The following is a 24,233-nucleotide window of genomic DNA, read 5'->3' on the forward strand; positions in this document are numbered from 1 at the left end:
GCATAACACAGAAATGACCCGATTATTACGTTTATTGATTTATTATCCATTTTTGCGCAATTTTGTTCTCACTATAATATGTTTATTCATTCAATAACGTATAGAAAAGGAAAAACAATGAACTTAAAAACCTTAATTAGCACTACAGCATTGGCTATTAGCGCAAATACTTTCGCTGTAGATCTTGCTTCTAAAAACACTGATAGCTACCAACATATCCGCAATGCTACTGGTCGCCTGAACTATGCAGGGAAAACTTTTTTAATTGACCCGATGCTTGCTGAAAAAGGACGTTATGCAGGCTTTGAAGGGACATTAAATAGCCATTTGCGTAATCCACTTGTGGAATTGCCGATGAAAGCAGAAGATACTTTCAAAGATGTTGATGCCATTATTTTGACTCATACACATGAAGATCATTGGGATGAAGTTGCACAAAAAATTTTACCTAAATCCATCAAAATTTTTGTGCAGCATGAACGGGATGGCGACTTACTCAAAGCGCAAGGTTTTACTAACATAACCAGTTTATCGCTAGAAAAATCGGTGGAGTTTGAAGGTATTATTTTAAATAAAACCGGCGGTTCTCACGGCACAACGGAAATGTACGCTGTACCACAATTAGCTGAGATTTTAGATGAGGCGATGGGCGTAACATTCCAAGCGAAAGACCATCCAACTGTTTACTTGGTTGGTGACACAATTTGGACTGCCGAAGTAAACAAAGCCATTAATCGTTATAAACCTGATGTAATGATTATGAACACCGGTGATGCACGTACTTTAGCTTTTCCGAATGACGGCATTATTATGGGGTTACAAGATGTTGCTCATGCTCGTCAAATGCTACCGAATACAAAACTTATCACAGTGCACATGGATGCAGTAAACCATATGTCTGTTTACCGTAAGGATTTACGCCAATTTGTCCAAGCAAACAAGCTTGAAAATGTAGCAATTCCAGAAGATGGTGAAACAGTGAAGTTTTAAAAACAAGCGGTCAAGTTTTTAGGATAATTCACAAAAAACACCTAAAAGTTTGACCGCACTTTGTTATAAAAAAGCCGTCTGAAATTTCAGATGGCCTTCTTCCCATTGATCCTTTCCACTTTATCATCGGCATCATCACAGATATCATATCAAACCAATTGCCATGATTTATTTGATTACTTATACAACTACTTTATCAGTTAAAGGTAAAGTATATTCATTGAACCTTTTTATTTACGCACACCTTATTGCCTGGTAGCATTGTATATTCTGTAATTATTATCAAAGGTAGATATATGGGCTTATCATTAAAAATGTAAATAATTTAGATATCTATGTAAAAACGGAGAGAATTGTTTTGAATTTAACGATTAGGAACCTAGAAAAATTTAAATGGTTGGTAATATGGAATATATGATATTAAGTCTTCAGGTGCTTTGGGAGGAAATTGGCAAATACGCATTCTTTTTGATTGTCAATGCCTACTGCATTATCAGAATGTATCAAAACCGTCATTGGAAATATTGTGCAGTTGTTTTCATTCTGCTCAATGTCTGGGTAATTTACGGATACTGGATTGATATCATTAATTCGTATCTTTATTGGAATCAATAAGATAGTCAAAAGGCCGTCTGAATGAAACACAAGAAAACAAATATCCTTTTGGGAATAGTAGCAGCAGGTTACCTCAGCATTGTATTGGCAAACATAGGATTAAATAGAATGATTGAAGGCAACGGCAATCCCGAACAGGGAAAAGGCATGGTTTGGGGTGTTAAGATGGCGGAGGCTATATTGGTTAACGCCACACCGGAAAATTCTTCATATTTGACGTTGGGAGCATATGCGGTAGACGTATCTAATAAGTACAGTTCTGATTTTTATTTGCAGAACGGAACGGTCTTGCGAAACTTCTTTGGTACAGGCTCTATCTGGGGTCGAGGAGGATACTTAGGAAGAACGGCAGAGTTTGATTTACTTCCCGAAAGGTTAACTTTTACCTATTTATCCCAGTTTGAAAATAAATTTTATCAGCTGGACGAAGCTCTTCCTACAGACAAGATACGTCCTATGATGGCAAAAAGTTACAGGGTATTTAATAATGCAGTAGAGGATACTGAAACTCCGCGATATGAATCTCCCAATAATTTTGAATTAGCTGTTGCTCCTGGTGGTTGGGTTACGTTGAATTTGACCAGCACTTTTATCCATAAGGAATTAATGTCCTGGCAAGCAAGAGAGATTGTACCTTCTTTGGAAGAGGCTGCTAAACACCACTTTAATGAAATGTGGTATTACGATGTTGAGTTTTATCATGACCCTAAAAGAAGGGCTGAATATTTAGATAGAGTACGTAAAGAACACCCCGATTTCTATCACACTTATATAGCTGGATCCAAAAAGGTCAGTGCAGAATGGTATAAACAAATGCAAACAAAATATCCATGGAATTTGGAAGTTGAAGTGGATGGAGGAGAATGGAATGGCGAATATTATATGGAATTCGCCAATACAGAGCGCTGGACAGCCATAGGTAAGGAGAGAATCGAAGAAGAGAAGAATACAATGAAGGCAATTCCGACTTACATCAGGCTATGGTTAATAGATAAGGAAACAGGTAATCGGTGGGGTATTAGATTGCATCCATTTAAGACTGAAGAACAAGAACAGAATGATTATAAAATCATATACGATGATGCTCGACTAAACGGGTTATACAAGATATTTCAACAGGCGTTCCCCGGAAGGAACCAAGCGCACAATATCAGTACGCCTTCAATAAATCAGTTTGCCACGTTGAAATTGAAATTTGATGATCATTTTGAATTAACCGAAGCATATCTTCAAAAAGATGGACAAAAATTTGTATTGCCAGATGCTAAGCTCCATCAACGTTATGAAATCAACAATACTGCTTATTACTAATATTATTAGGAAAATACGGCTTTGATAACTTTATCGGTCATGAAAACCAATCAGTCGAGGAGAACTTCTGCCTGCCGAACAGGTCAGTGCCAAGAGGGATGATAACGGCAATCCCATTTTTCGGGAAGATACTGTTTGGCGGCCACTCAAGTGTGAAGATAAAGGTCAAGTCCGCTTTAGTGAAAAAGAATTGGAAGAGCTTCAAAAGTAAAATATAAACGAAACGATAAAAAGGTCGTCTGAAATCATATCGGGTTTTCTGTTTCAGGAAAACCGCCTGCCGGAAAACTTGACCGCGATGCAGAATATCGCTATTTTTATGGACAAACCCGATGAAGGCGAAATCATCGCGCTGGCGGCGAAAGTCGGGCTGACTGCGGGCGATTTGAACAAATATCCGACCGAATTGTCCGGCGGCATGGCGAAACGGGTAGCATTTTTGCGCCTGCTGCTGTGCGGCTGCGACCTTGCCTTGCTGGACGAGCCGTTCGTCGGTTTGGACCGCGATTTGCGCGATATTTTGGTCGCCATGCTGGTGGAAAAAATCGAGTGGCAGGGCATGGCGTGTATGCTGGTAACGCACGACCGCTTCGAAGCCGCACGCCTGAGCCATGAAATCATGCTGCTTTCCACTAAGGGCATGAACGTGCAAAACGTGATTACCCTGCCTACGCCGCTGTCCGAACGCGATTCGGCTTTTGAAGAAGCCGTGGTGGCAAGAGAGTTTCAGGGGATTCATTATTATGAGTGATAGGAATTTAAATTTCTGACAAACCTTGCGGTTCGTTGCCCTCTCCCTAGCCCTCTCCCACGGGGAAAGGGGATCAGGTTTCTCAAAATCAGAGAGCCGTAGAATTGGGAATCAGATGTCAGGTAAACCTGAAAATGTTCAGGCTCGACAGCCCAATTCCCTCTCCCCGTGGGAGAGGGCTAGGGAGAGGGTAAGCAAGCCGCAGGCTTGCCTCTTTAGCGAAAGATACGAATCTGTTATCCGAACGCGATTCGGTTTTTGAAAAAGCCGTGGTGCCAAGGGGGCAGGGGATTCATTATGAGGTGCTTTATGTTTTCGACTGTGATTACTGCTGCTGTTTTATATATTGCTACAGCAGTAGATTTGTTGGTAATACTATTAATATTTTTTGCTAGAGCAAATACTAGAAAAGAATATCGAGATATTTATATCGGACAATATTTAGGTTCTGTAATTTTAATATTAGTTAGTTTATTTCTAGCTTTTGTTTTGAATTATGTTCCGGAAAAATGGGTGTTGGGTTTATTAGGTTTAATACCGATTTACTTAGGTATTAAAGTTGCTATTTACGACGATTGTGAGGGCGAAAAAAGAGCTAAAAAAGAATTGGATGAAAAAGGGTTGTCAAAATTAGTCGGTATTGTTGCTTTGGTTACAGTTGCTAGTTGTGGTGCAGATAATATTGGACTTTTTGTTCCTTACTTTGTGACTTTAGATCTTGTCGACTTATTAGTTACTCTTCTTGTATTTTTAATATTGATTTTTGTTTTAGTATATACAGCACAAAGATTGGCTAATATTTCAGGTATTGGTGAAATTGTAGAGAAGTTTAGTCGTTGGATAATGGCTGTTATTTATATTGGTTTAGGGTTATTTATTATTATTGAAAATAATACAATTCAAACAATAATATCAATAATATGAATGATACGGGCATTTGAGTATCTGACAAACCTTCGGCTTGCTTCTTCAATACAAGATACAACCCTGTCCGCCCAATAAATCCATATCCGAAAGCATCTTCATGCAGAATTAAGCCAAACCATGAATAAGTTTTTCACCCATCCCATGCGGCCGTTTTTCGTCGGTGCGGCGGTGCTTGCCATACTCGGCGCGTTGGTGTTTTTCATCAGCTCCGGTGCCGTCATTTTGAAATGAAACCAAATCAAAGCCGATTGAACCATCGTCCACTTGGGTACGACCATCACGTCCGCCGGTTGCTGTTGCTGATGTTTTGTAGAAAATTTTCATAATGTTTTCCTCATTTAATGTTGGTTAATATGGTTTGGCGTACCGCCGTTAAAAGTGAGTTCATTATATTGAACGGCAATATTAAGTGTTATATGATTTATCCAAATTACTTGCCTATTCCTACAAAATTATGTTCTCAACTGAAATGATAGAACGATTATTAAAGGTTATTCCACATAACGAACTCTATTCATCATCGATTAAAGGCTTATTTCTTCGCCATTCAGATCAACCATTTTGTTACGAAGGTATTATTCAAGAGCCGAGCATTTGCATCGTGTTAAGCGGAGAACGTGAAGTGCAGCTAGGCTAACAATGCTACCGATTTGATGATCAACATTTTATGTTTTGCCCAGTAAACATACCGATGCGTGGCGAGATTAAATATGCAGAGCCGCAAAAGCCGTTTTTAGTGATGTCGATGAAAATTGATATTGAAAGCGTTAGCAAGATTTTATTAGCAAATCCAAACCTTGCAGATGATGTCCAACAGGGCGACGAGGGTTTTGCACAATGGCATTTGGATGAATCTCTCAAAAATGCTGTTGAACGCTTATTACTCTTGCACGAAAATCCAAAAGATATTGGGTTTCTTGCACCGCTTATCCAACAAGAAATATATTATCGACTCCTTACAGGCGAACAAGGTGGCAAATTTAAAGCCATGGTAAGCAATGGATCGCACACCAAAAAAATCGCCCAAGCCACCCATTATCTGCAACAACATTTTAGTGAAACCATCACTGTGGAAACCTTGGCAAATCTAAGTGGCATGTCATTATCTGGATTTCATAGTCATTTCAAGAAGATAACCAGCCTTTCACCGCTACAATATCAAAAATCATTACGTTTGATGGAAGCCAGACGACTGATCGCACAAGAAGGGCGAGGCATTACCAAAACTGCTTACCAAGTTGGCTACGAGTCACCTAGCCAATTCAGCCGTGAATACAAACGGTATTTCAGGCATGCGCCCAAGGGGGATATTAAATAGATGGGGCTTAAAGATAGGTTTAAAAACACCTAAAAATTTGACCGCACTTTATGATAAAAAAAATCTGAAACGTTAATTTCAGACGTTTTTTATTTAACCAAGATTTTGTGAAAAACATTAAAAATGAGATAATTCTCAGACCTTTTAAGAGGTGTTATTTATAAAAATATTTGGAGAAAGCATGGAACACAAACTTGAGGATATCATTGCGATTTTTAATCAATGTTTTGAAGAAGAATATAATACGCGATTGGTTAAAGGTGGGGATGAGCCGATTTACATCCCTGCAAATGATGAGGTGCCTTATAACGCCATTTACTTTGCGAGAGGCTTTTACAGCAGTGCATTACATGAAATTGCCCATTGGTTAGTGGCGGGGAAAGAACGCCGTAAATTAGAAGATTTTGGCTATTGGTATGAGCCGGATGGCCGTTCAGAAGATCGTCAGCGTGATTTTGAAAAGGTTGAAGTGAAGCCTCAAGCATTGGAATGGATTTTAGCCACTGCAGCGGGATTTCGTTATTTTGCCAGTGCGGATAATTTGAATGGCAATCCAGGCGATACGCAACCATTTAAGCAAGCGGTATATGAACAAGTAAAAACCTATGCAGAAAAAGGCTTACCAAAACGCGCAGAAACCTTGCGTCATGCATTGGCTCAATTTTATGGCACTGAAGATCGAATTGATTTAGCGAAATTTGATGTGACTCGCATCTAAAGTGCGGTCATTTTTAGGCAGATTTTGCGTCTGTCAATTTTCCTTAAAATCGGCTAAAATAGGCCGATTTTATTTTTGGCTTTAACTTTATAAAAATATGAAAGATTCTATTATTGCAAAACTTGAAAGTTTAAAAGAACGTTATGAAGAATTAGAGGCATTGCTAGGCGATGCGTCGGTGATTTCGGATCAGGATAAATTCCGTGCGTATTCTAAAGAATATTCACAACTTGAAGATGTAGTGAAATGTTTTAATCGTTGGAATCAGCTTAACGCTAACATTGCTGAAGCAGAATTGATGTTAGATGATCCTGAAATGAAAGAAATGGCAGAAATGGAAATTGAAGAATCCAAAGCCGAAATTGAAGAAGTGGAGCAACAACTTCAAATTCTTTTATTACCGAAAGATCCAAATGATGAATATAACTGCTATTTAGAAATTCGTGCCGGTACAGGTGGTGATGAAGCGGGTATCTTTGCCGGCGATTTATTCCGTATGTACAGCCGTTATGCAGAAAGTAAACGCTGGCGTGTTGAAATGCTCAGCGCAAATGAAAGCGAGCAGGGCGGTTATAAAGAAGTGATCGTGAAAGTAAGCGGTGATGGCGTGTATGGTCAGTTAAAATTTGAATCAGGCGGCCATCGTGTACAGCGCGTACCAAAAACGGAAAGCCAAGGTCGTATTCATACTTCAGCTTGTACTGTTGCGGTTATGCCTGAATTACCTGAATCTGAAATGCCGGAAATCAATCCAGCAGATTTACGTATTGATACCTACCGTTCGTCTGGTGCGGGTGGTCAGCACGTTAATACAACAGACTCTGCGGTACGTATTACCCACATTCCAACGGGTATTGTGGTGGAATGTCAGGATGAGCGTTCACAACATAAAAACAAAGCAAAAGCGATGTCTGTATTGGCTTCACGTATTGTTCAAGCGGAGCAAGAACGCCAAGCTGCAGAGCAAGCGGATACTCGCCGTAATTTATTAGGTTCAGGCGACCGTTCTGACAAAATCCGTACTTATAACTACCCACAAGGTCGTGTAACAGATCACCGTATCAACTTAACGCTCTATCGCTTAGATGAAGTGATGAACGGCAAAATTGACGAGCTTATTCAACCGATTATTACTGAATATCAGGCAGATCAATTAGCGGCGTTATCTGAGAGTAATTAATGACCTATCAACAATGGCTTGCCGATGCTGCGCAAGCCTTAAATCAGGTAAATCTGACAGAGAATGGCAAAGTTGATGCGTTAGTGCTACTGCAACACGCAACGGGCAAATCAAGAACGCAAATTTTAGCTTTCGATGAAACGGAAATTGATGAAAAAGTGCGGTTAAAATTGACCGCACTTTTAGATCGTCGTTTAAAAGGCGAACCTATCGCTTATATCCTCGGTGAAAAAGAATTCTGGTCCTTGCCTTTAAATGTATCTGAAGGAACATTAATTCCTCGCCCCGATACCGAAATTCTCGTAGAAAAAGCATTGCAAATTGCGTTAGAAAAACTGGAAGAAAATCCACCGCACTTTCGTATTCTCGATCTTGGAACCGGCACGGGTGCCATTGCGTTGGCGTTGGCTTCTGAGCTTTTTCCTATTTGTCAAAAAAAGGCTATTCAATTGGATGTTATTGGTGTTGATTTAATGCCAGATGTCGTCAAATTAGCGCAATCCAATGCCGAAAAAAATCAGCTCAAGGTACAATTTTTGCAGAGTCTTTGGTTTGAACATGTTGAAGGGCAGTTTGATATTATCGTCAGTAATCCGCCTTATATTGATGAAACCGATGAGCATCTTTCTCAAGGTGATGTGCGTTTCGAGCCTCGTTCGGCGTTGGTGGCGGGTGAAAATGGTTTAGCTGATTTACGTCATCTTATTGAGTGCGTACCAGTACATTTAAAAGATAACGGCTATTTATTGTTAGAGCATGGCTGGAAACAGGGAGAAGAAGTGCGGTCAATTTTCTGGCAAAATCATTGGCAAGGGGTTGCAACCATACGGGATTATGGCGACAATGAGCGTGTAACGTTGGGATATTGGAAGTGGTAATGAAATACGATCAAAAAGCCTTGTATGCTGAACTGACTCATTTTTATCTGAGCATTTGTGAGAAAGAGCAACTTGATGAGCCTCGTTTAAGAGGGCTTGTGGGAAACTTAGTGCGTAAAGCTCGCCAAGCTATTCCAGAAGAATGGGATGATAAAGCTAAAATTCATCAATTATTACAGCTATTTTATGGTGATTGGGGATTTCATTGCGATGCGGACAATTATTTCTATGCTCGCAATTTATACCTTCCGTATATTTTAGAAGAACATGAAGGCATGCCGGTGAGTCTTGGTGCCTTAATCCTTTATTTGGCTGCAAGTTTAAAATTGCCGATTTATCCCGTAAATTTTCCGACCCAACTCATTTTACGTGCAGAAGTAGAGGGTGAAGTAGCATTTATTGATCCTTGGAGCGGAAAATACATTTCAGTGGATGAATTGAAAAAACTCTATGAAGGCGCCTTTGGTTTTGGGGCTCAGATTCAACCTGAGGATTTAGCCCGAGCAGATATTCCGATGCTGACAGCACGTTTCCGTCAGCTTGCTAAAAATGCCTTAATTCGTGAAGAACAAAACGATTTGGCTTTTAATTATATCCAATTCTTGTTAGCGGGAAGAAAAGATCCTTATGATATTCGCGATCGTGGCTTAGTGTTGGCGCAAATGGGTGCTTATCCTTCAGCCATTGAGGATTTAGAATATTTTGTGGATCAATGTCCAAATGATCCCACTTCTTCGCTGTTAAAAACTCAACTTTTAGAACTGAAAGGCGAAGCATTGAAAGATGCCAATGCCATCCATTAAAAAGGAAATATTATGCAAAATAAAATTGTAAAAATTGGCAATATTGATGTCGCAAATGACAAACCTTTTGTACTTTTCGGCGGAATGAACGTGCTTGAAAGTCGCGATATGGCAATGCAAGTTTGTGAAGCTTACGTGAAAGTAACTGAAAAGTTGGGCGTTCCTTATGTTTTTAAGGCATCTTTCGATAAAGCTAACCGTTCTTCAATTCATTCTTACCGTGGTCCAGGCATGGAAGAAGGTTTAAAAATTTTCCAAGAGTTAAAAGAAACCTTCGGCGTGAAAGTGATTACCGATGTGCACGAAATCTATCAATGTCAGCCTGTTGCAGATGTGGTAGATGTGATTCAGTTACCGGCATTCTTAGCTCGTCAAACTGATTTAGTCGAAGCCATGGCAAAAACCGGTGCGGTAATTAACGTGAAAAAACCACAATTCTTAAGCCCAGGTCAAATGGGCAATATCGTCGATAAGTTTGAAGAATGTGGTAACGATAAAATTATCCTTTGTGATCGTGGTTCAAACTTTGGCTACGATAATTTAGTGGTGGATATGTTAGGCTTTGGTGTAATGAAAAAAGTGTCTAAAGGTAGCCCTGTCATTTTTGACGTGACTCATTCATTACAATGTCGTGATCCGTTTGGAGCTGCTTCAGGCGGCCGTCGTGAACAAGTGACTGAATTAGCCCGTTCTGGTTTAGCAATTGGCATTGCAGGCTTATTCTTAGAAGCTCACCCAAATCCAAATCAGGCAAAATGTGATGGCCCTTCTGCATTGCCACTTTCAGCATTAGAAGGTTTTGTCTCACAGATGAAAGCCATTGATGATTTAGTGAAGTCTTTCCCTGAATTAGATACGTCTATTTAATAGAGAAGTGCGATTGAAAACAGCGTTGTTTTTGACCGCACTTTTGTTCTATTAAAAGGAGAAAATAATGAATATCGTATTTTTAGACAGCACCGCAATTCCAAAACATATTCCTATTCCTCGTCCAAGCTTTCCGCATAACTGGGTAGAGTATGAATATACTTCTGCGGAACAAACTATTGATCGAGCAAAAGACGCAGATATTATTATCACCAGTAAAGTGATTTTAAGCCGAGAGGTCTTGCAACAATTACCTAAATTAAAACTCATTGCTATCACTGCAACAGGCACCAATAACGTGGATTTAGACGCGGCAAAAGAATTGGGTGTGACGGTTAAAAATGTGACGGGTTATTCTGCCACGACCGTACCTGAGCATGTGTTGGGGATGATTTTTGCGTTAAAACATAGCTTGGCTGGCTGGCAGCGAGATCAAATCACTGGAAAATGGACTGAGAGTAAACAGTTCTGCTACTTTGATTATCCCATTACGGATGTGAAAGGTTCAACGTTAGGTGTGTTTGGAAAAGGCTGTTTAGGTACAGAAGTGGGGCGTTTAGCCGAGCTTTTAGGCATGAAAGTGCTTTATGCTGAACATCGAAATGCCACAACGTGCCGTGAAGGTTACACGCCTTTTGAAGAGGTGCTAAAACAGGCCGATATTCTGACATTGCATTGTGCATTGACTGAAACAACTAAAAATTTAATCAATCAAGAAACCTTGTCACTTTGTAAGAAAGGTGCATATTTAATCAATACTGGTCGTGGTCCATTGATTGACGAGCAAGCAGTTTGTGACGCATTAAAATCAGGGCAATTAGGTGGTGCTGCATTAGATGTGTTAGTGAAAGAACCACCAGAGAAAAACAATCCTCTGATTGAATTAGCGAAAACGATGCCGAATTTAATTATCACACCTCATATTGCTTGGGCGAGTGATAGCGCGGTAACCACGCTAACGAAAAAAGTGGCGCAAAATATTGAAGATTTCGTTCAACAATTAAATCAAAAATAATGAATTTACCTATTTCTTTATACGTCGCTCTACGATATTGGCGTGCAAAAAGCGCTGATCGTTTTGGGCGACTTGTTGCTAATTTGGCAAGCTTTGGCATCGTACTGGGTGTGATGGCATTGATTATTGTGCTTTCTGTCATGAATGGACTGGAAGACTATCAAAAACAACAGGTGCTTTCGAGCATTCCACACGCGATTGTTAGCCAAGAAGCGCCTATTTCGGCAGAAAAAACGCTTGAAAATACACCGCACTTTGTGCAAAAAGCAGTGCCGATTAATACGACGAATGTCGTGTTTCAAACAGCAAAAGGCGTAAGCGCGGGACAAGTGATTGGTATTCAGTCTTTTTCAGATGATCCTTTATTAGAAGATATCGATCCTAGTCAGTTTAACCAACTTTTACCGCAAGGTGAGTTTAAGTTAGTTATGGGCGATAAGTTAGCGCAAAAATTAGGCTTAGCAGTGGGTGATAAGGTTCGTTTAATGATTACGGAAAACAGCCAATACACCCCGTTTGGTCGCGTGCCAATGCAGCGTTTATTTACGGTGAGCGAGCTTTACTATGATTATGGCGAAGCGTCAGGTTACGAGGTTTTTGCTAATTTAGCGGATATTGGCCGCCTAATGCGTATTCAACCAGGTGAGGCGCAAGGCTATCGTTTATTCCTAGATGATCCTTTCCAAATCACAGAATTACCAACCTATTTCAAAGAGAGTCATATCAGCGATTGGCGTGTCCAAAAAGGGGAGTTTTTCCAAGCGGTTCGTATGGAAAAAAATATGATGGGCTTGTTGATTAGCTTAATTATTGTTGTGGCGATTTCCAATATAGTGACCTCATTAAGTTTAATGGTGGTGGATAAACAAGGGGAAATCGCCATTTTGCAAACGCAAGGTGTGACTAAATCACAAGTGCGTTCGATCTTTATTTATCAAGGTTTATTGGTGGGGCTAGTGGGCACATTGATTGGTGCCGTACTGGGCGTATTAATCACTTTAAACCTTGGGGCAATTTTAAGTGCGGTCAATCCGAACGGTGTTTTCTTGCCAACATCCATTGAGCCTGTGCAAGTCATTATTGTGATTGCCTTTTCTTTATTGTTATCTTTATTATCAACCATTTATCCAGCTTATCGTGCGGCGAAAACTGAGCCGGCGGAAGCATTACGTTATGAGTAAAATATGAATAACTACTTATTAGAATGCCAAAATATTAATAAATTTTACCAAGAAGGCGAGAACCAAACACAAGTATTAAAAGGCGTAAGCTTTGCTATGAAACCACAAGAATTAGTGGCGATTGTGGGGAGTTCAGGTTCAGGAAAAAGTACTTTATTGCACACTTTGGGTGGTTTAGATCAGCCAAGTAGTGGGGAAGTCTTTATTAAAGGGCAATCTTTGCAAAAAGCGTCTGAAAGTGAATTGGCTAAATTACGTAACCAAAATCTAGGTTTCGTGTATCAATTTCACCATTTAATGGCGGATTTTACCGCATTGGAAAATGTGATGATGCCGATGTTAATTGGTCGCCAGAATAAAACAGAAGCAAAAGATCGTGCTGAAAAAATATTAGGCGCAGTAGGCTTAAGTCATCGCATTACTCATCGTCCATCTGCACTTTCGGGCGGTGAACGTCAACGTGTAGCGATTGCTCGTGCATTGGTGAATAACCCCGCTCTTGTCTTGGCTGATGAACCAACTGGTAACTTGGATCATAAAACCACAGAAAGTATTTTTGAGCTAATTCAAACCTTGAATGCGGAACAAAACATTGCGTTTTTATTGGTTACACATGATATGTCATTAGCGCAAAAATTGTCTCGTTGCTTAACCATGCAAGACGGCATTTTGAAGGAAGGTGCATAATGAATACGCCTTTTTTCATTAGTTGGCGTTATCAACGGGGTAAGCAAAAGAATCCGTTGGTAGCGTTAATTTCAAAATTCTCTGCTATCGGTATCGCCCTTGGCGTAGCGGTATTGATTGTCGGATTAAGTGCCATGAATGGTTTCGAGCGTGAATTAAACTCGCGCATTTTGGCTGTCGTGCCACATGTGGAAATTACAGTAAATCCACAGGGTAATGAAGCCACATTAAATCATTGGCAGAAGTTAGCAGATCGTTTAAAAACGAACAAAAAAATTACCGCACTTTCACCTTTTGTGAGTTTTACTGCCTTAGTTGAAAATGGCAATAAACTTAAAGTTGTGCAAGTGAAAGGAGTTGATAAACAAGCTGAAGATCAAGTGAGTTCTCTTGGTAAGTTTGTGGAAGGTGATGGCTGGCAGAAATTTGCAGAAGAAGGTGGATTGGTGCTGGGCTCTGGTATTGCCAAAGAGTTAGATGTTAAAGCAGGCGATTGGGTGTCATTATTGATTTCTCAACCTAATGGTGAAGATCAAATGGCTCAGCCTAATCGTGAGCGTGTTCAAGTGACCGCTATTTTACGTTTAGATGGTCAATTAGACCACAGTTATGCCTTGCTGGCATTACCTCAAGCACAAGAATTAATGGGGTATCGCGAAGATCAAATTACCGGTGTTGAATTGAAAATTGATGATCCATTTAAAGTACAAGAAATGGATTATTCGATGCTGAATGATTATCCGCTGCTGCTTTATATTCAAAACTGGGTGGCAAAATTTGGCTATATGTATCGTGATATTCAGCTTATCCGCACAGTGATGTATATCGCTATGGTGCTTGTAATTGGGGTGGCGTGTTTTAATATCGTTTCAACCTTAATTATGGCGGTAAAAGATAAGCAAGGTGATATTGCGATTATGCGAACCCTAGGGGCGAATAATGGATTTATTAAACAAATCTTTATTTGGTATGGTTTACTTGCAGGGATGAAAGGATGTTTGATTGGTATTGTGTTAGGTGTTGTACTTGCACTGAATCTTACGCCGATTATTCAAGGCATTGAGACATTACTCGGTAAAAAACTGTTATCAGATGGCATCTATTTCGTTGATTTCTTACCAAGCGAATTGCATTGGTTCGATGTTGTGCTGGTTTTAGTGGCAGCATTGGTATTGAGTTTACTCGCGAGTCTTTATCCAGCCAGTCGAGCCGCGAAGTTACAACCGGCTCAAGTATTGAGTAATCACTAATAAAAAATCAGGGATTAAGTATTTAATCCCTGATTTTTTTATTATTCAACCGTTAATTATTATTGGTTTTCTTTATCTGTTTTTAATAAACCAGATGAACCTTCGGAATAATCACGAGGCGGCTCTTCAGATTTACTTTCTGATGAGGCGGTCACCAATTGTTGAGTGAATAAACCTTTGTTAGCGGGTTTATTACCAAGCAAGGTTTCAGATGAAACTGCATAGTGACGATAGAGTTTTTGATAATCACCAATTAAAGTTTTAAATAATTCGGCACTTTCAGCAAAATGTTTTTCAAGTTGTGCTTGTTGATCGCTTAACTGTGTTTTCACTTCTTTTAGCTCAGCTTCTGTCTGAACTTGTTTTTTAACTGAGCCTTTCGTTAAACGTAATAATAAATAGCCTAAGATTACGCCAACCACAAGCCCAATTACAGCGGCTTGCCATATTTCTGGTATCCATGATTGCATACATTACTCCTTCTTTTGAATTCAGTGTTTAGTGTAAAGGAAAAACAAAAAAGTTTCTTTGCGGTTGATCACATTTTGAAAAAGCTGTACTTACACGGATGCAATAATCACGATCTCAACTTTCCAATCAGGATCTGCAAGTTTTGCTTCCACGGTTGCTCGGCTTGGTGGATTTTGACTATCAACCCATTCATCCCATGCTTGGTTGAGTTGAGCATAATCCGCCATATCAGCAAGGAAGATTTGCGAGGTAAGAATTTTACTTTTTTCAGAACCAATTTCTGCCAATAATTTATCGATCAGTGAAAGGACTTCTTTGGTTTGCTCGTAAGCATTTTGCTTAACGGTTTTTTCCGGTACTTGGCCTGCAAAATAGGCAGTATTGTTATGAATGACCACTTCAGAAAAGCGTTTGCTTGGTTGAATGCGTTGAATCGACATAATGGCTCCTTTTTGATGAAGATAATTCCATTCTAAAGGTGGTTTTAGACTTTGTAAATCAAGAAATTGTGAGATAAAATAATTGAGAATTTTTATCAACTAAAGGAAACTATGAAACTCCTGATTTCAAATCAATATGGCGCCATAGTGATGGCATTATTGCCTTTTGTTTACGGTATGTTATTAGCTTCACCTGTTTGGGCGCATTTCTTTTTGCTTTTAGCTTGGTTCACGATGTATTTGCTGAGTTACCCAATGCTGAGTCTCTTTAAAGGCAAAAATATGGCGGAATATAAAAAGTGGACAATCATCTATGGTGTCTCAGCTTTTTTATTTGCGCTTCCTGCCATTTTTTATAACTGGCAAATTCTTTTCTTTATTGCAGCCATGTTTCCTTTTGTGTTGGTGAGTATCTATTACACCAAGAAAAAAGATGAACGCAATCTTCTCAATGATTTAGCGGGTATTGCGATTTTTGCTCTTGCAGGTATGGGATCCTATTATTTTTCTGACCGCTCTTTTGATGAAAAAATCTGGTGGGTAGCACTGTATCCAAGCTTATTTTTTATTGGCACGACGCTTTACGTCAAATCAATGATGCGTGAACGTAAAAATCCGCTTTATCTCAAAGCCTCTATTATTTTCCATGTGTTTTGCGTGCTCGGTTGTTTATTTACCCAACAATATGTCTTATCACTTGCTTTTGTGCCGGCGTTAATTCGTGCCATTTATTTACCCACCAAGAAACTTTCGGTTAAGCAAGTCGGTCTAATAGAATTCGGAACATCCGCCATTTTTTTGATTATTTTATTGATAGCGACATTATAAGATGAAGACATTAGCCAAACTTTTACTCCTCACCACGCTCACCTTAAGCAGTTCAGCATTTGCGATGAAAACCATTGATTTGGTCGATAAAGCGCAAATGACAGAGCAGCAAAAAATGGATCTGGCGCAAAAACTGGCTGAGAAACAAGATTGGAAAGCCGTTTTTGAAATTATGTATCCTCTAGCTTTGGAAGGTAATTTACAAGCACAAAGCAATTTAGGGATGCTTTATAATTTGGGCCGTGGAGTGGATGAAAATAAAGAGTTGGCTTATTGGTGGTTTAGCGAAGCTGCTGAGCGAGGTAGTATTAAAGCTATCAATAATTTGGCGGTTATGTATTTCAACGGCAACAACTATGTAAAACAAGATACCGCTCAAGCGATTAAATTATTTGAAACCAGTGCGACAAAAGATCCTGATGCCATGCTTACATTAGGGGAAATTTATACCAATCAGAAAGAATTTACCAAAGCCTTTGAATGGTTCCAAAAAGCGGCGAATGCGGGCAGCAATGAGGGGCGATTCCGTTTGGCTCGTTTGTATGAAGAAGGGATTGGGACACAAGTTAATATTGGTTTGGCCAAATTGCTTTATTTGGAAATTATGAATACGGCGAAAAAGGATGAAATCAAAGAAATCGCCAGACAGCGATTACAACGTTTAAGCTTGTATTAAAAAAGTGCGGTTGATTTTAACCGCACTTTTTTATTTCACTTCCGCCCCTTTCAACCTGCGTCTGACCCAACTGCGGTTTGGCATTAAGTTATGAATCAGATCTTCACTCATCGGTAAGGGTTCACCATAAATTAAGGAAGCCAGTGTTTCACCCAAAAATGGCGCAGAAGTTAATCCTCTAGAGCCTAATGCGCCGATTAAGTAGAGATTAGGGTAGTTTTCAGCTTGTTCTATTGGCTGTTTACGGCGGCGTAAATTAAACAAATTCTGATATTGTGTTTGCTGAGCAGAAAAATGAGGAACAGCGCCCATCATTGGCGTAAGATCACGTACCGAACAACGTACACCGATTCGAGCAAGATTACCCGATGTATCCACTTCTTTTGTCCAATTTTCAGGAATATTTTGCTGAATTTTTTGTTGGTTTTCTTGTTGTTCGGTTAGGCTAAATTCACGAGTCGCATTATCACGAACATGACTGGCACCAATACAATGACTGGTTTTCGCTTGATCGACTGGCGTCAGGTAGCCGTCATAGCACAACACGGTTTTGAGTTTAAGTAACTTTTCCGATGTCGGAATTTGGCTCACTTGTCCTCGAACAGGATAGAGTGGGAGTTTTTGTGTTTGCTCAAACTCAGTGAGTTTATGTCCGTTTGCTAAAATAACCACTTCATGGCAGAAAGTTTCATTTTCAGCAGTGGTGATTTGCCAACCATTTTCTGTTTGAGAAAGTGCGGTTGCTTTTTGTGATGTTTTAATCTGGACACCTTGTTTTTCTAAAAAGGCAAAAGTGTGTTGAACTAACTGACGAGGTGCAAGCCAAGCGCCTTGAGGGATAAAAGCGCCACCAAAAGGTAACGGTAAGCCCACTTTTTCACTTAATTCAGATTGGCTTAATGACTGATATAAATCAGAAGGCAAATTCAGCTTAGCGATTTTATTTAATTTACTTTCAGCTTTCTCATTGTAAGCACAAAGTGCGACACCACAGAACTCATGTTCAAATTCAATTTGTTGTTGAATTGCCCATTGTAGAAATTGATGGCCATAGGCGAAAGCATGAATATAAAAACGAATATTACGCTCGTTATCATCGCTCAGTTGCGGATAAAAGGCACCCTGTTTATTGCCAGATGCATTGAGGGCAGTTTGCTCATCTTCGCAATAAATTGTGATTTTAGCCCCACGTTTAACCAATGAAATGGCTGTACAAAGCGAGGCAACCCCACCACCAATAATGGCAATATCTTGTTCTTTGAGATTGGCTGGCTGACTATGAAACCAGGATGTAGAAAGTGCGGTCAGTTTTTCCTGCGTTTTTTGACCAGAAAGACATTCCCGTTTTTTACCAAAGCCTTTGCGTTTCTTAATATTAAAGCCCGCATTTTCTAAGCCTTTTCTAACCGCACTTGCCGCAGTAAAGGTCGCAAAGGTGCCTTGTGGCTTGGTAAAACGAAACATTTGCTGATAAAGCTGCTCATTCCACATGTCGGGGTTTTTACTCGGTGCAAAACCATCTAAAAACCAGGCATCAATTTTACCATTCATATAATCGCCCAGTTGTGGCAGATTTTCAGCGACATCGCCAAACCAAAGATCTAACGTGGTTTCATCAAAATGAAAACGATAGCAACCTTGAATGGGATTAAGCCAATTCTGTTGTAAATGCTGAGCAAGATGAGAAAATTGCGGATAAGCTAAATGGGCTTGTTGTAATGCATCAAGTAGCAAAGGGTATTTTTCAAAAGAGATAAAATAAAGGCGTTTTAAAGGCGAATCAGGGTGTTTTTGACGAAATTCACGGAATAGCGTAGTCACCGCAAAGAAATTTAATCCTGTGCCAAATCCCGTTTCAGCAATCACAAAGTGGGCTTTTTGGTAATGAATCCAACGTTCCCACAACTGATTGCCTTCTAAAAACACATAATGGGTTTCTGCTAAACCATCTTGATTAGAAAAATATACGTCATCGAATTTATCCGAAACAGGGGTATTCTCTTCGTTAAAATGAATTTTTGCGTGCTGAATGGTGAACATGTGTTAGCCCTTTTTTGCCTTATCAAATTCTTTTATAATAGCACGGAAATTTTGAGTCGGTTAAAACTTAACTGGTCGAACAAATGAATTATTGCTTGCAATATTTTCATTTCATAGTAAATTGCGTTCAGCTAACAACTGTAAGTTGAATTAAATTTCCCCTAACTCATAAGGAATAAAGAATGAAAAGAGCTGTAATTACTGGTTTTGGTATTATTTCAAGTATCGGTAACAACAAAGAAGAAGTTTTGGCTTCATTAAAAGCAGGTAAATCTGGTATTGAAGTCGTGCCTGAGTTTATTGAAATGAAAATGCGTAGCCATGTTGCCGGTACAATCAAACTTGATCCAAGCGAGCATATCGATCGTAAAGTGTATCGTTTTATGGGTGATGCGGCAGCTTATGCATACCTTTCTATGCGTGAAGCGATTGAAGATTCAGGTTTAACAGAAGATCAAGTTTCAAATGACCGTACAGGTCTGGTAATCGGTGCAGGTACTGGTTCAGCTCACAACCAATTAGTGGCTTGTGATGCAGTGCGTGGTCCACGCGGTGTGAAAGCAATTGGTCCTTATGCGGTAACTAAAACGATGGCATCAAGTGTGTCAGCTTGTTTAGCAACCCCTTACAAAATCCGCGGTGTGAACTACTCAATCAGCTCTGCTTGTGCAACGTCTGCACACTGTATCGGTCACGCAGTTGAATTAATCCAATTAGGTAAACAAGATGTGGTTTTCGCGGGTGGTGCGGAAGAATTATCTTGGGAATGTGCAACTGAATTCGATGCAATGGGTGCGGTTTCAACTAAATACAATGATACCCCAGAAAAAGCGTCTCGTGCTTACGATGCAGACCGTGATGGTTTCGTTATCGCTGGTGGTGGTGCAGTTGTAGTGGTTGAAGAATTAGAACACGCATTAGCACGTGGCGCAAAAATCTACGCAGAAATCGTGGGCTACGGTGCAACCTCTGATGGTTATGACATGGTAGCGCCAAGTGGTGAAGGTGCAGAGCGTTGTATGAAACAAGCAATGGCAACGGTAGATACCCCAATTGATTACATCAACGTACACGGTACATCAACACCAGTTGGTGACGTGAAAGAATTAGGTGCGATCAAAAATGTATTTGGTGACAAAATTCCAGCGATTTCCTCAACCAAATCAATGACTGGTCACTCTCTAGGGGCAGCAGGTGCGCACGAAGCAATCTATACCTTATTAATGTTACACAATGACTTCATTGCACCAAGCATTAATATCGAAACATTAGACGAAGCGGCAGAAGGCTGCAATATCGTGACTGAAACAAAAGAAAATGCAGGCTTACAAACTGTCATGTCAAACAGCTTTGGTTTCGGTGGTACAAACGCGACTTTAGTGTTCAAACGCTATAACGGCTAATTAAAAACCTCTTAAAATCTAACCGCACTTTGGCTCTTCCAAGTGCGGTTTTTTCTTATAATCTCTCCCTTTCTCCTTAATCGTCATAGAAATTGACGCTTAAAATGTGATCCAGTTCAAAATTTTGAACAAAAGAATAAAAAATTTTTATTTTTATAAAACTCCATATAAAACTACAATTTTCTGCTTTTTATATTAATTATCTTTATTTAAATCTTAATATTTGTATTTTGTTAGTTTTTAATGCTTTTTAATTCGTCTTTTTAGACTTTTATCATGCTGGACAAGCCATTTTCTTTCGGTATGATGTTTCTATTGTTTTGACACGAATCGTAACAAATAAAAGTGCGGTCAGTTTTAGGAGTAAAATATGAAGAAATTATCCGGTGCGGAAATGGTGGTTCAGTCTTTGCGTGACGAAGGCGTTGAGTATTTATTTGGTTATCCGGGCGGTGCCGTATTGGATATTTATGATGCAATTCATACTCTTGGTGGGATTGAACATATTTTAGTCCGTCATGAGCAAGCAGCGGTGCATATGGCTGATGGTTACGCACGTGCGACCGGTAAAGTGGGGTGTGTGTTAGTCACATCAGGACCTGGTGCAACCAATGCGATTACGGGGATTTTGACCGCTTATACAGATTCGGTACCAATGGTGATCATTTCAGGTCAGGTAATGAGTAGCTTAATCGGTCGTGATGCGTTCCAAGAATGTGATATGGTGGGGATTTCTCGTCCGGTGGTTAAACACAGCTTTATCGTTAAAAAAGCAGAAGACATTCCAGGTATCTTGAAAAAAGCTTTTTACATTGCTTCAACAGGCCGTCCTGGTCCCGTTGTTGTTGATATTCCAAAAGATACCGTAAACCCAACTTTAAAATATCCTTACGAATATCCAAAATCTGTTGAGCTTCGTTCTTATAATCCAACGGTAAATGGTCACAAAGGTCAAATTAAGAAAGCGTTAAAAGCATTATTAGTGGCTAAAAAACCGGTTTTATTCGTCGGTGGTGGTGCTATTGCAGCAGGCTGTCATGAGGAATTAACGCAATTTGCACAACGTTTAAATTTACCGGTAACTTCATCGTTAATGGGTTTAGGTGTGTATCCAAGTACCGATAAACAATTCTTAGGTATGCTTGGGATGCACGGAACTTACGAAGCCAATACAGCCATGCATGAAAGTGATTTAATCCTTGGTGTTGGAGTTCGTTTTGATGACCGTACCACTAACAACTTAGATAAATATTGCCCGAATGCAAAAGTGATTCAGATTGATATTGACCCAACCTCTATTTCTAAAAACGTCCCTGTTGCGATTCCAATTGTAGGTAACGCGAAAAATGTATTGGATGAGTTCTTAAGCTTATTAGGTGAAGAAATTGGTTCGCGTCCTCAAAACCAATTAGAAGATTGGTGGAAACAAATTGATGAATGGAAAGCGAAAAAATGCTTGGATTTCGACCGCACTTCAGGCGTAATTAAACCGCAGCAAGTGATGGAAGCCGTATATCGTATTACAAAAGGCCAAGCTTATGTGGCATCGGATGTAGGTCAACACCAAATGTTTGCCGCATTACATTATCCGTTTGATTTACCGCGTCGTTGGATCAACTCAGGCGGTGCAGGTACGATGGGCTTCGGTTTACCGGCTGCATTAGGGGTGAAACTTGCGCATCCTGAAGCAACAGTGGTTTGTGTAACGGGTGATGGCAGTATTCAAATGAATATCCAAGAGCTTTCAACAGCAACGCAATATGGTATTCCTGTTGTGGTAATTTGTTTGAACAACCACTTCTTAGGCATGGTAAAACAATGGCAGGATTTGATTTACTCTGGCCGCCATTCTCAAACTTATATGAATTCTTTACCGGATTTCGTGAAGTTAGCCGAATCTTATGGTCATGTGGGAATTCAAATTTCTACACCAGATGAATTAGAAAGCAAATTAAAAGAAGCCTTCAGTATTAAAAATAAATTGGTCTTTGTTGATATTAACGTTGATGAAACCGAACACGTTTACCCAATGCAAGTTCGCGGCGGGGCGATGAATGAGATGATTTTAAGCAAACCACAAGAGGAGAAAGAATAATGCGTAGAATTTTATCTGTTTTATTAGAAAATGAATCCGGTGCATTATCTCGTGTGGTCGGCTTATTTTCCCAACGTGCATTTAACATTGAAAGCTTAACTGTGGCACCAACCGATGATCCAACGCTTTCTCGTATGACGATTGAAGCGGTGGGAGATGAGCAAGTACTCGAACAAATCGAAAAACAACTTCACAAATTAGTGGATGTGTTTAAAGTTATTAACTTGAGTGAACATGAGCATGTTGAGCGTGAAGTGTTGTTAGTGAAAGTTCGTGCAACGGGTTCATCGCGTGATGAGTTAAAACGTTTAGCCGACATTTTCCGCGGTCAGATTGTAGATGTAACAACAAAATCCTACACGATTCAATTAACTGGTACAAAAGATAAATTAGATGCTTTTGTTGAGGCTGTGAAGGAAGAAAGTACATTACTTGAGATTGTTCGTTCAGGCTTAATTAGCCTTTCCCGTGGTGAGAAAAATATTCTCTAATGATATGGAAAGTGTGGTTAAAAATGACCGCACTTTTGCAAATGAAAAAAGGAAGTCATGATTGACTTCCTTTTTGTTTATTCTGAATGAATATTAAGCTTCCGATTTATTAGTTAATGCGATATATAAACAAACTGCAAAACCGGCAAGTAAAACATAAGGCGTAAAGGTTGGAACGCCAGTAGGAGCGGCTGCGAAACCAAAGTTATGTGCCGCTGCTGCACCCAGTAGCATACCGAGCACAAATAATGCTGAGTCATTATTTCCTTCACCAATATTGACTAATTGTTTGCCTGGGCAACCACCGCCTAATGCAAAGCAAAGACCGCAAAGTGCCATAGAAAGGAAATTGTAGAGATAGTCATTATGTGCGATAGGTTGTTTTTCAAAGCCTAAATGGAATTGACCTAATAAGGCATTGGTTATTGCTGCAAAGACAATCAGTGCAATCACACCATTTAATAAATGTGCATCACGGAAGAGGACAAAGTTTCGGAATGCCCCAATTGTACAAAAACGTGATTTTTGCATCAGCACACCAAGAAGTAATCCGCCAGCAAGTGACATCCAAATAGCCGCATGTTGTGCACCAGGGCCTTTTTCAGAGGTGTAAATCGCTAGATTTTCACCAAATTTAAATTGGGTTAAGGCTAAAACAAGCAAAATCACGGCAAAGATTGGACCGATTAATCCAGAAGATTGGCTTTGTTCCTTAGATTTACCTAATGAGAATCCTCGATTAGCAAAGAAAATGCCACCTAATACACCGGCAAATAATCCTACGATACCTGCAATTGCAGTGAGATCTCCGCCACCTAATCGTAAATAAGCACGCCATGGACAACCTAAGAAAATGAGCGCACCAAGCATCGCAAAAAAGCCTAAGCTAATACGAGCAAGTGGGGCAGAGCCACCACGAGGTTTAAATTCCTTAGATAAGAATGCACTGGCGAGTGCACCTAAAACTAATCCAATGAGTTCTGGGCGAAGGTATTGTAATGGGGCAGCGTGGTGTAATCCAAGCGATCCGGCTGTATCGCGTAAGAAACAAGCCGCACAAAATCCCATATTACCAGGATTGCCATTGTAAGTGAGAAGTGGCGCAACGATACCAAGTGCAGCACCTGCAACCACAGGCCAAGTTAAAATTTTCATAATTAGACCCTTGTGATATCTGAAGTTAAATTGAATTGTGTGTTTTTAATAATAAAAACAAAGGTATTGTAGAAAGAGTTGAAAAATAAAGAAAGTTTATTTTTTTGAAATTGTGAGCAGGATCAATAAATTGATATTAATAA

23 protein-coding genes and 1 pseudogene are annotated in these 24,233 nt (G+C 39.7%); 19 read left to right on the forward strand and 5 right to left on the reverse strand.

Annotation, left to right across the window (positions count from 1 at the left end):
* Positions 1-117 precede the first annotated feature (117 nt).
* From QP437_RS05670 to QP437_RS05685, 4 genes are all read left to right on the forward strand, one after another.
* Positions 118-990, forward strand: coding sequence for an MBL fold metallo-hydrolase (locus tag QP437_RS05670; protein WP_285267239.1), 873 nt, complete (start codon positions 118-120; stop codon positions 988-990).
* 636 nt (positions 991-1,626) lie between these two features.
* Positions 1,627-2,916, forward strand: coding sequence for a DUF2931 family protein (locus tag QP437_RS05675; protein ID WP_265469642.1), 1,290 nt, complete (start codon positions 1,627-1,629; stop codon positions 2,914-2,916).
* A 247-nt stretch (positions 2,917-3,163) separates the two neighbouring features.
* Entirely contained in the window at positions 3,164-3,667 is a 504-nt protein-coding gene (locus tag QP437_RS05680) for an ATP-binding cassette domain-containing protein (protein WP_336620759.1), read from the forward strand.
* Between the two features lie 309 nt (positions 3,668-3,976).
* The gene (locus QP437_RS05685) at positions 3,977-4,591 is read left to right on the forward strand and encodes a CadD family cadmium resistance transporter (protein ID WP_049371213.1); all 615 of its coding nucleotides are present in this window, start codon (positions 3,977-3,979) and stop codon (positions 4,589-4,591) included.
* A gap of 108 nt (positions 4,592-4,699) precedes the next feature.
* On the opposite strand, the gene QP437_RS05690 is transcribed toward QP437_RS05685, so the two are convergent.
* The gene (locus QP437_RS05690; RefSeq protein ID WP_070582287.1) at positions 4,700-4,918 is read right to left on the reverse strand and encodes a hypothetical protein; all 219 of its coding nucleotides are present in this window, start codon (positions 4,916-4,918) and stop codon (positions 4,700-4,702) included.
* A gap of 130 nt (positions 4,919-5,048) precedes the next feature.
* Between QP437_RS05690 and QP437_RS05695 the strand changes: the two are divergent.
* The 10 genes and pseudogenes from QP437_RS05695 (at position 5,049) to lolE (ending at position 14,491) form a co-directional block, all read left to right on the forward strand.
* Positions 5,049-5,912, forward strand: a pseudogene (locus QP437_RS05695) (AraC family transcriptional regulator N-terminal domain-containing protein).
* Positions 5,913-6,093: 181 nt separating this feature from the next.
* Positions 6,094-6,630: an elongation factor P hydroxylase gene (locus QP437_RS05700; RefSeq protein WP_005698563.1), complete on the forward strand. Its 537-nt coding sequence runs from the start codon at positions 6,094-6,096 to the stop codon at positions 6,628-6,630.
* Between the two features lie 97 nt (positions 6,631-6,727).
* Complete coding sequence (prfA, locus tag QP437_RS05705) at positions 6,728-7,810, forward strand: peptide chain release factor 1 (protein WP_285267240.1); 1,083 nt, start codon at positions 6,728-6,730, stop codon at positions 7,808-7,810.
* The gene (gene prmC / locus QP437_RS05710; RefSeq protein ID WP_285267241.1) at positions 7,810-8,688 is read left to right on the forward strand and encodes a peptide chain release factor N(5)-glutamine methyltransferase; all 879 of its coding nucleotides are present in this window, start codon (positions 7,810-7,812) and stop codon (positions 8,686-8,688) included. The genes prfA and prmC overlap by 1 nt, the downstream gene beginning before the upstream one ends.
* Complete coding sequence (locus tag QP437_RS05715; protein WP_285267242.1) at positions 8,688-9,491, forward strand: SirB1 family protein; 804 nt, start codon at positions 8,688-8,690, stop codon at positions 9,489-9,491. Before prmC ends, QP437_RS05715 begins: the two co-directional genes overlap by 1 nt.
* Positions 9,492-9,503: 12 nt before the next feature.
* Entirely contained in the window at positions 9,504-10,358 is an 855-nt protein-coding gene (gene kdsA, locus QP437_RS05720) for a 3-deoxy-8-phosphooctulonate synthase (protein ID WP_049367492.1), read from the forward strand.
* 67 nt (positions 10,359-10,425) lie between these two features.
* Positions 10,426-11,373 (forward strand): 2-hydroxyacid dehydrogenase, encoded by a 948-nt coding sequence (locus QP437_RS05725; protein ID WP_285267243.1) that lies wholly within the window; start codon positions 10,426-10,428, stop codon positions 11,371-11,373.
* Positions 11,373-12,554, forward strand: a complete 1,182-nt coding sequence (locus QP437_RS05730; RefSeq protein ID WP_285267244.1) for a lipoprotein-releasing ABC transporter permease subunit — start codon at positions 11,373-11,375, stop codon at positions 12,552-12,554. Before QP437_RS05725 ends, QP437_RS05730 begins: the two co-directional genes overlap by 1 nt.
* A 3-nt stretch (positions 12,555-12,557) precedes the next feature.
* Positions 12,558-13,241 carry a lipoprotein-releasing ABC transporter ATP-binding protein LolD gene (lolD, locus tag QP437_RS05735; RefSeq protein WP_014065207.1) on the forward strand — a complete coding sequence of 228 codons (684 nt, stop codon included), beginning with the start codon at positions 12,558-12,560 and terminating at the stop codon, positions 13,239-13,241.
* A complete protein-coding gene (gene lolE / locus QP437_RS05740) occupies positions 13,241-14,491 on the forward strand; it encodes a lipoprotein-releasing ABC transporter permease subunit LolE (RefSeq protein WP_285267245.1) in 1,251 nt (416 codons plus the stop codon). The genes lolD and lolE overlap by 1 nt, the downstream gene beginning before the upstream one ends.
* 59 nt (positions 14,492-14,550) lie before the next feature.
* Here lolE and QP437_RS05745 read toward each other — a convergent pair whose 3' ends face one another.
* Both QP437_RS05745 and QP437_RS05750 read right to left on the reverse strand, forming a co-directional pair.
* The gene (locus QP437_RS05745) at positions 14,551-14,961 is read right to left on the reverse strand and encodes a YhcB family protein (RefSeq protein WP_065244881.1); all 411 of its coding nucleotides are present in this window, start codon (positions 14,959-14,961) and stop codon (positions 14,551-14,553) included.
* A 90-nt stretch (positions 14,962-15,051) separates the two neighbouring features.
* The gene (locus tag QP437_RS05750) at positions 15,052-15,402 is read right to left on the reverse strand and encodes a RidA family protein (RefSeq protein WP_285267246.1); all 351 of its coding nucleotides are present in this window, start codon (positions 15,400-15,402) and stop codon (positions 15,052-15,054) included.
* A gap of 111 nt (positions 15,403-15,513) precedes the next feature.
* On the opposite strand from QP437_RS05750, the gene QP437_RS05755 reads away from it, so the two are divergent.
* A complete protein-coding gene (locus QP437_RS05755; protein ID WP_285267247.1) occupies positions 15,514-16,230 on the forward strand; it encodes a YwiC-like family protein in 717 nt (238 codons plus the stop codon).
* Between the two features lies 1 nt (position 16,231).
* Entirely contained in the window at positions 16,232-16,906 is a 675-nt protein-coding gene (locus QP437_RS05760) for a tetratricopeptide repeat protein (RefSeq protein ID WP_054419270.1), read from the forward strand.
* Positions 16,907-16,936: 30 nt separating this feature from the next.
* On the opposite strand, the gene mnmC is transcribed toward QP437_RS05760, so the two are convergent.
* Positions 16,937-18,946, reverse strand: coding sequence for a bifunctional tRNA (5-methylaminomethyl-2-thiouridine)(34)-methyltransferase MnmD/FAD-dependent 5-carboxymethylaminomethyl-2-thiouridine(34) oxidoreductase MnmC (gene mnmC, locus QP437_RS05765; protein WP_285267248.1), 2,010 nt, complete (start codon positions 18,944-18,946; stop codon positions 16,937-16,939).
* A gap of 182 nt (positions 18,947-19,128) precedes the next feature.
* On the opposite strand from mnmC, the gene fabB reads away from it, so the two are divergent.
* From fabB to ilvN, 3 genes are all read left to right on the forward strand, one after another.
* Positions 19,129-20,349 (forward strand): beta-ketoacyl-ACP synthase I, encoded by a 1,221-nt coding sequence (gene fabB, locus QP437_RS05770; RefSeq protein WP_005695877.1) that lies wholly within the window; start codon positions 19,129-19,131, stop codon positions 20,347-20,349.
* Between the two features lie 370 nt (positions 20,350-20,719).
* Positions 20,720-22,444 carry an acetolactate synthase 3 large subunit gene (locus tag QP437_RS05775; RefSeq protein WP_049367501.1) on the forward strand — a complete coding sequence of 575 codons (1,725 nt, stop codon included), beginning with the start codon at positions 20,720-20,722 and terminating at the stop codon, positions 22,442-22,444.
* Positions 22,444-22,935, forward strand: coding sequence for an acetolactate synthase small subunit (ilvN, locus tag QP437_RS05780; protein ID WP_005695880.1), 492 nt, complete (start codon positions 22,444-22,446; stop codon positions 22,933-22,935). Before QP437_RS05775 ends, ilvN begins: the two co-directional genes overlap by 1 nt.
* A 93-nt stretch (positions 22,936-23,028) precedes the next feature.
* Here ilvN and yedE read toward each other — a convergent pair whose 3' ends face one another.
* Positions 23,029-24,090, reverse strand: a complete 1,062-nt coding sequence (gene yedE / locus QP437_RS05785; RefSeq protein WP_197553960.1) for a YedE family putative selenium transporter — start codon at positions 24,088-24,090, stop codon at positions 23,029-23,031.
* Positions 24,091-24,233: the final 143 nt, after the last annotated feature.

This window comes from Haemophilus sp. UMB1048 (assembly GCF_030218125.1).
GTDB lineage: Bacteria > Pseudomonadota > Gammaproteobacteria > Enterobacterales > Pasteurellaceae > Haemophilus_D.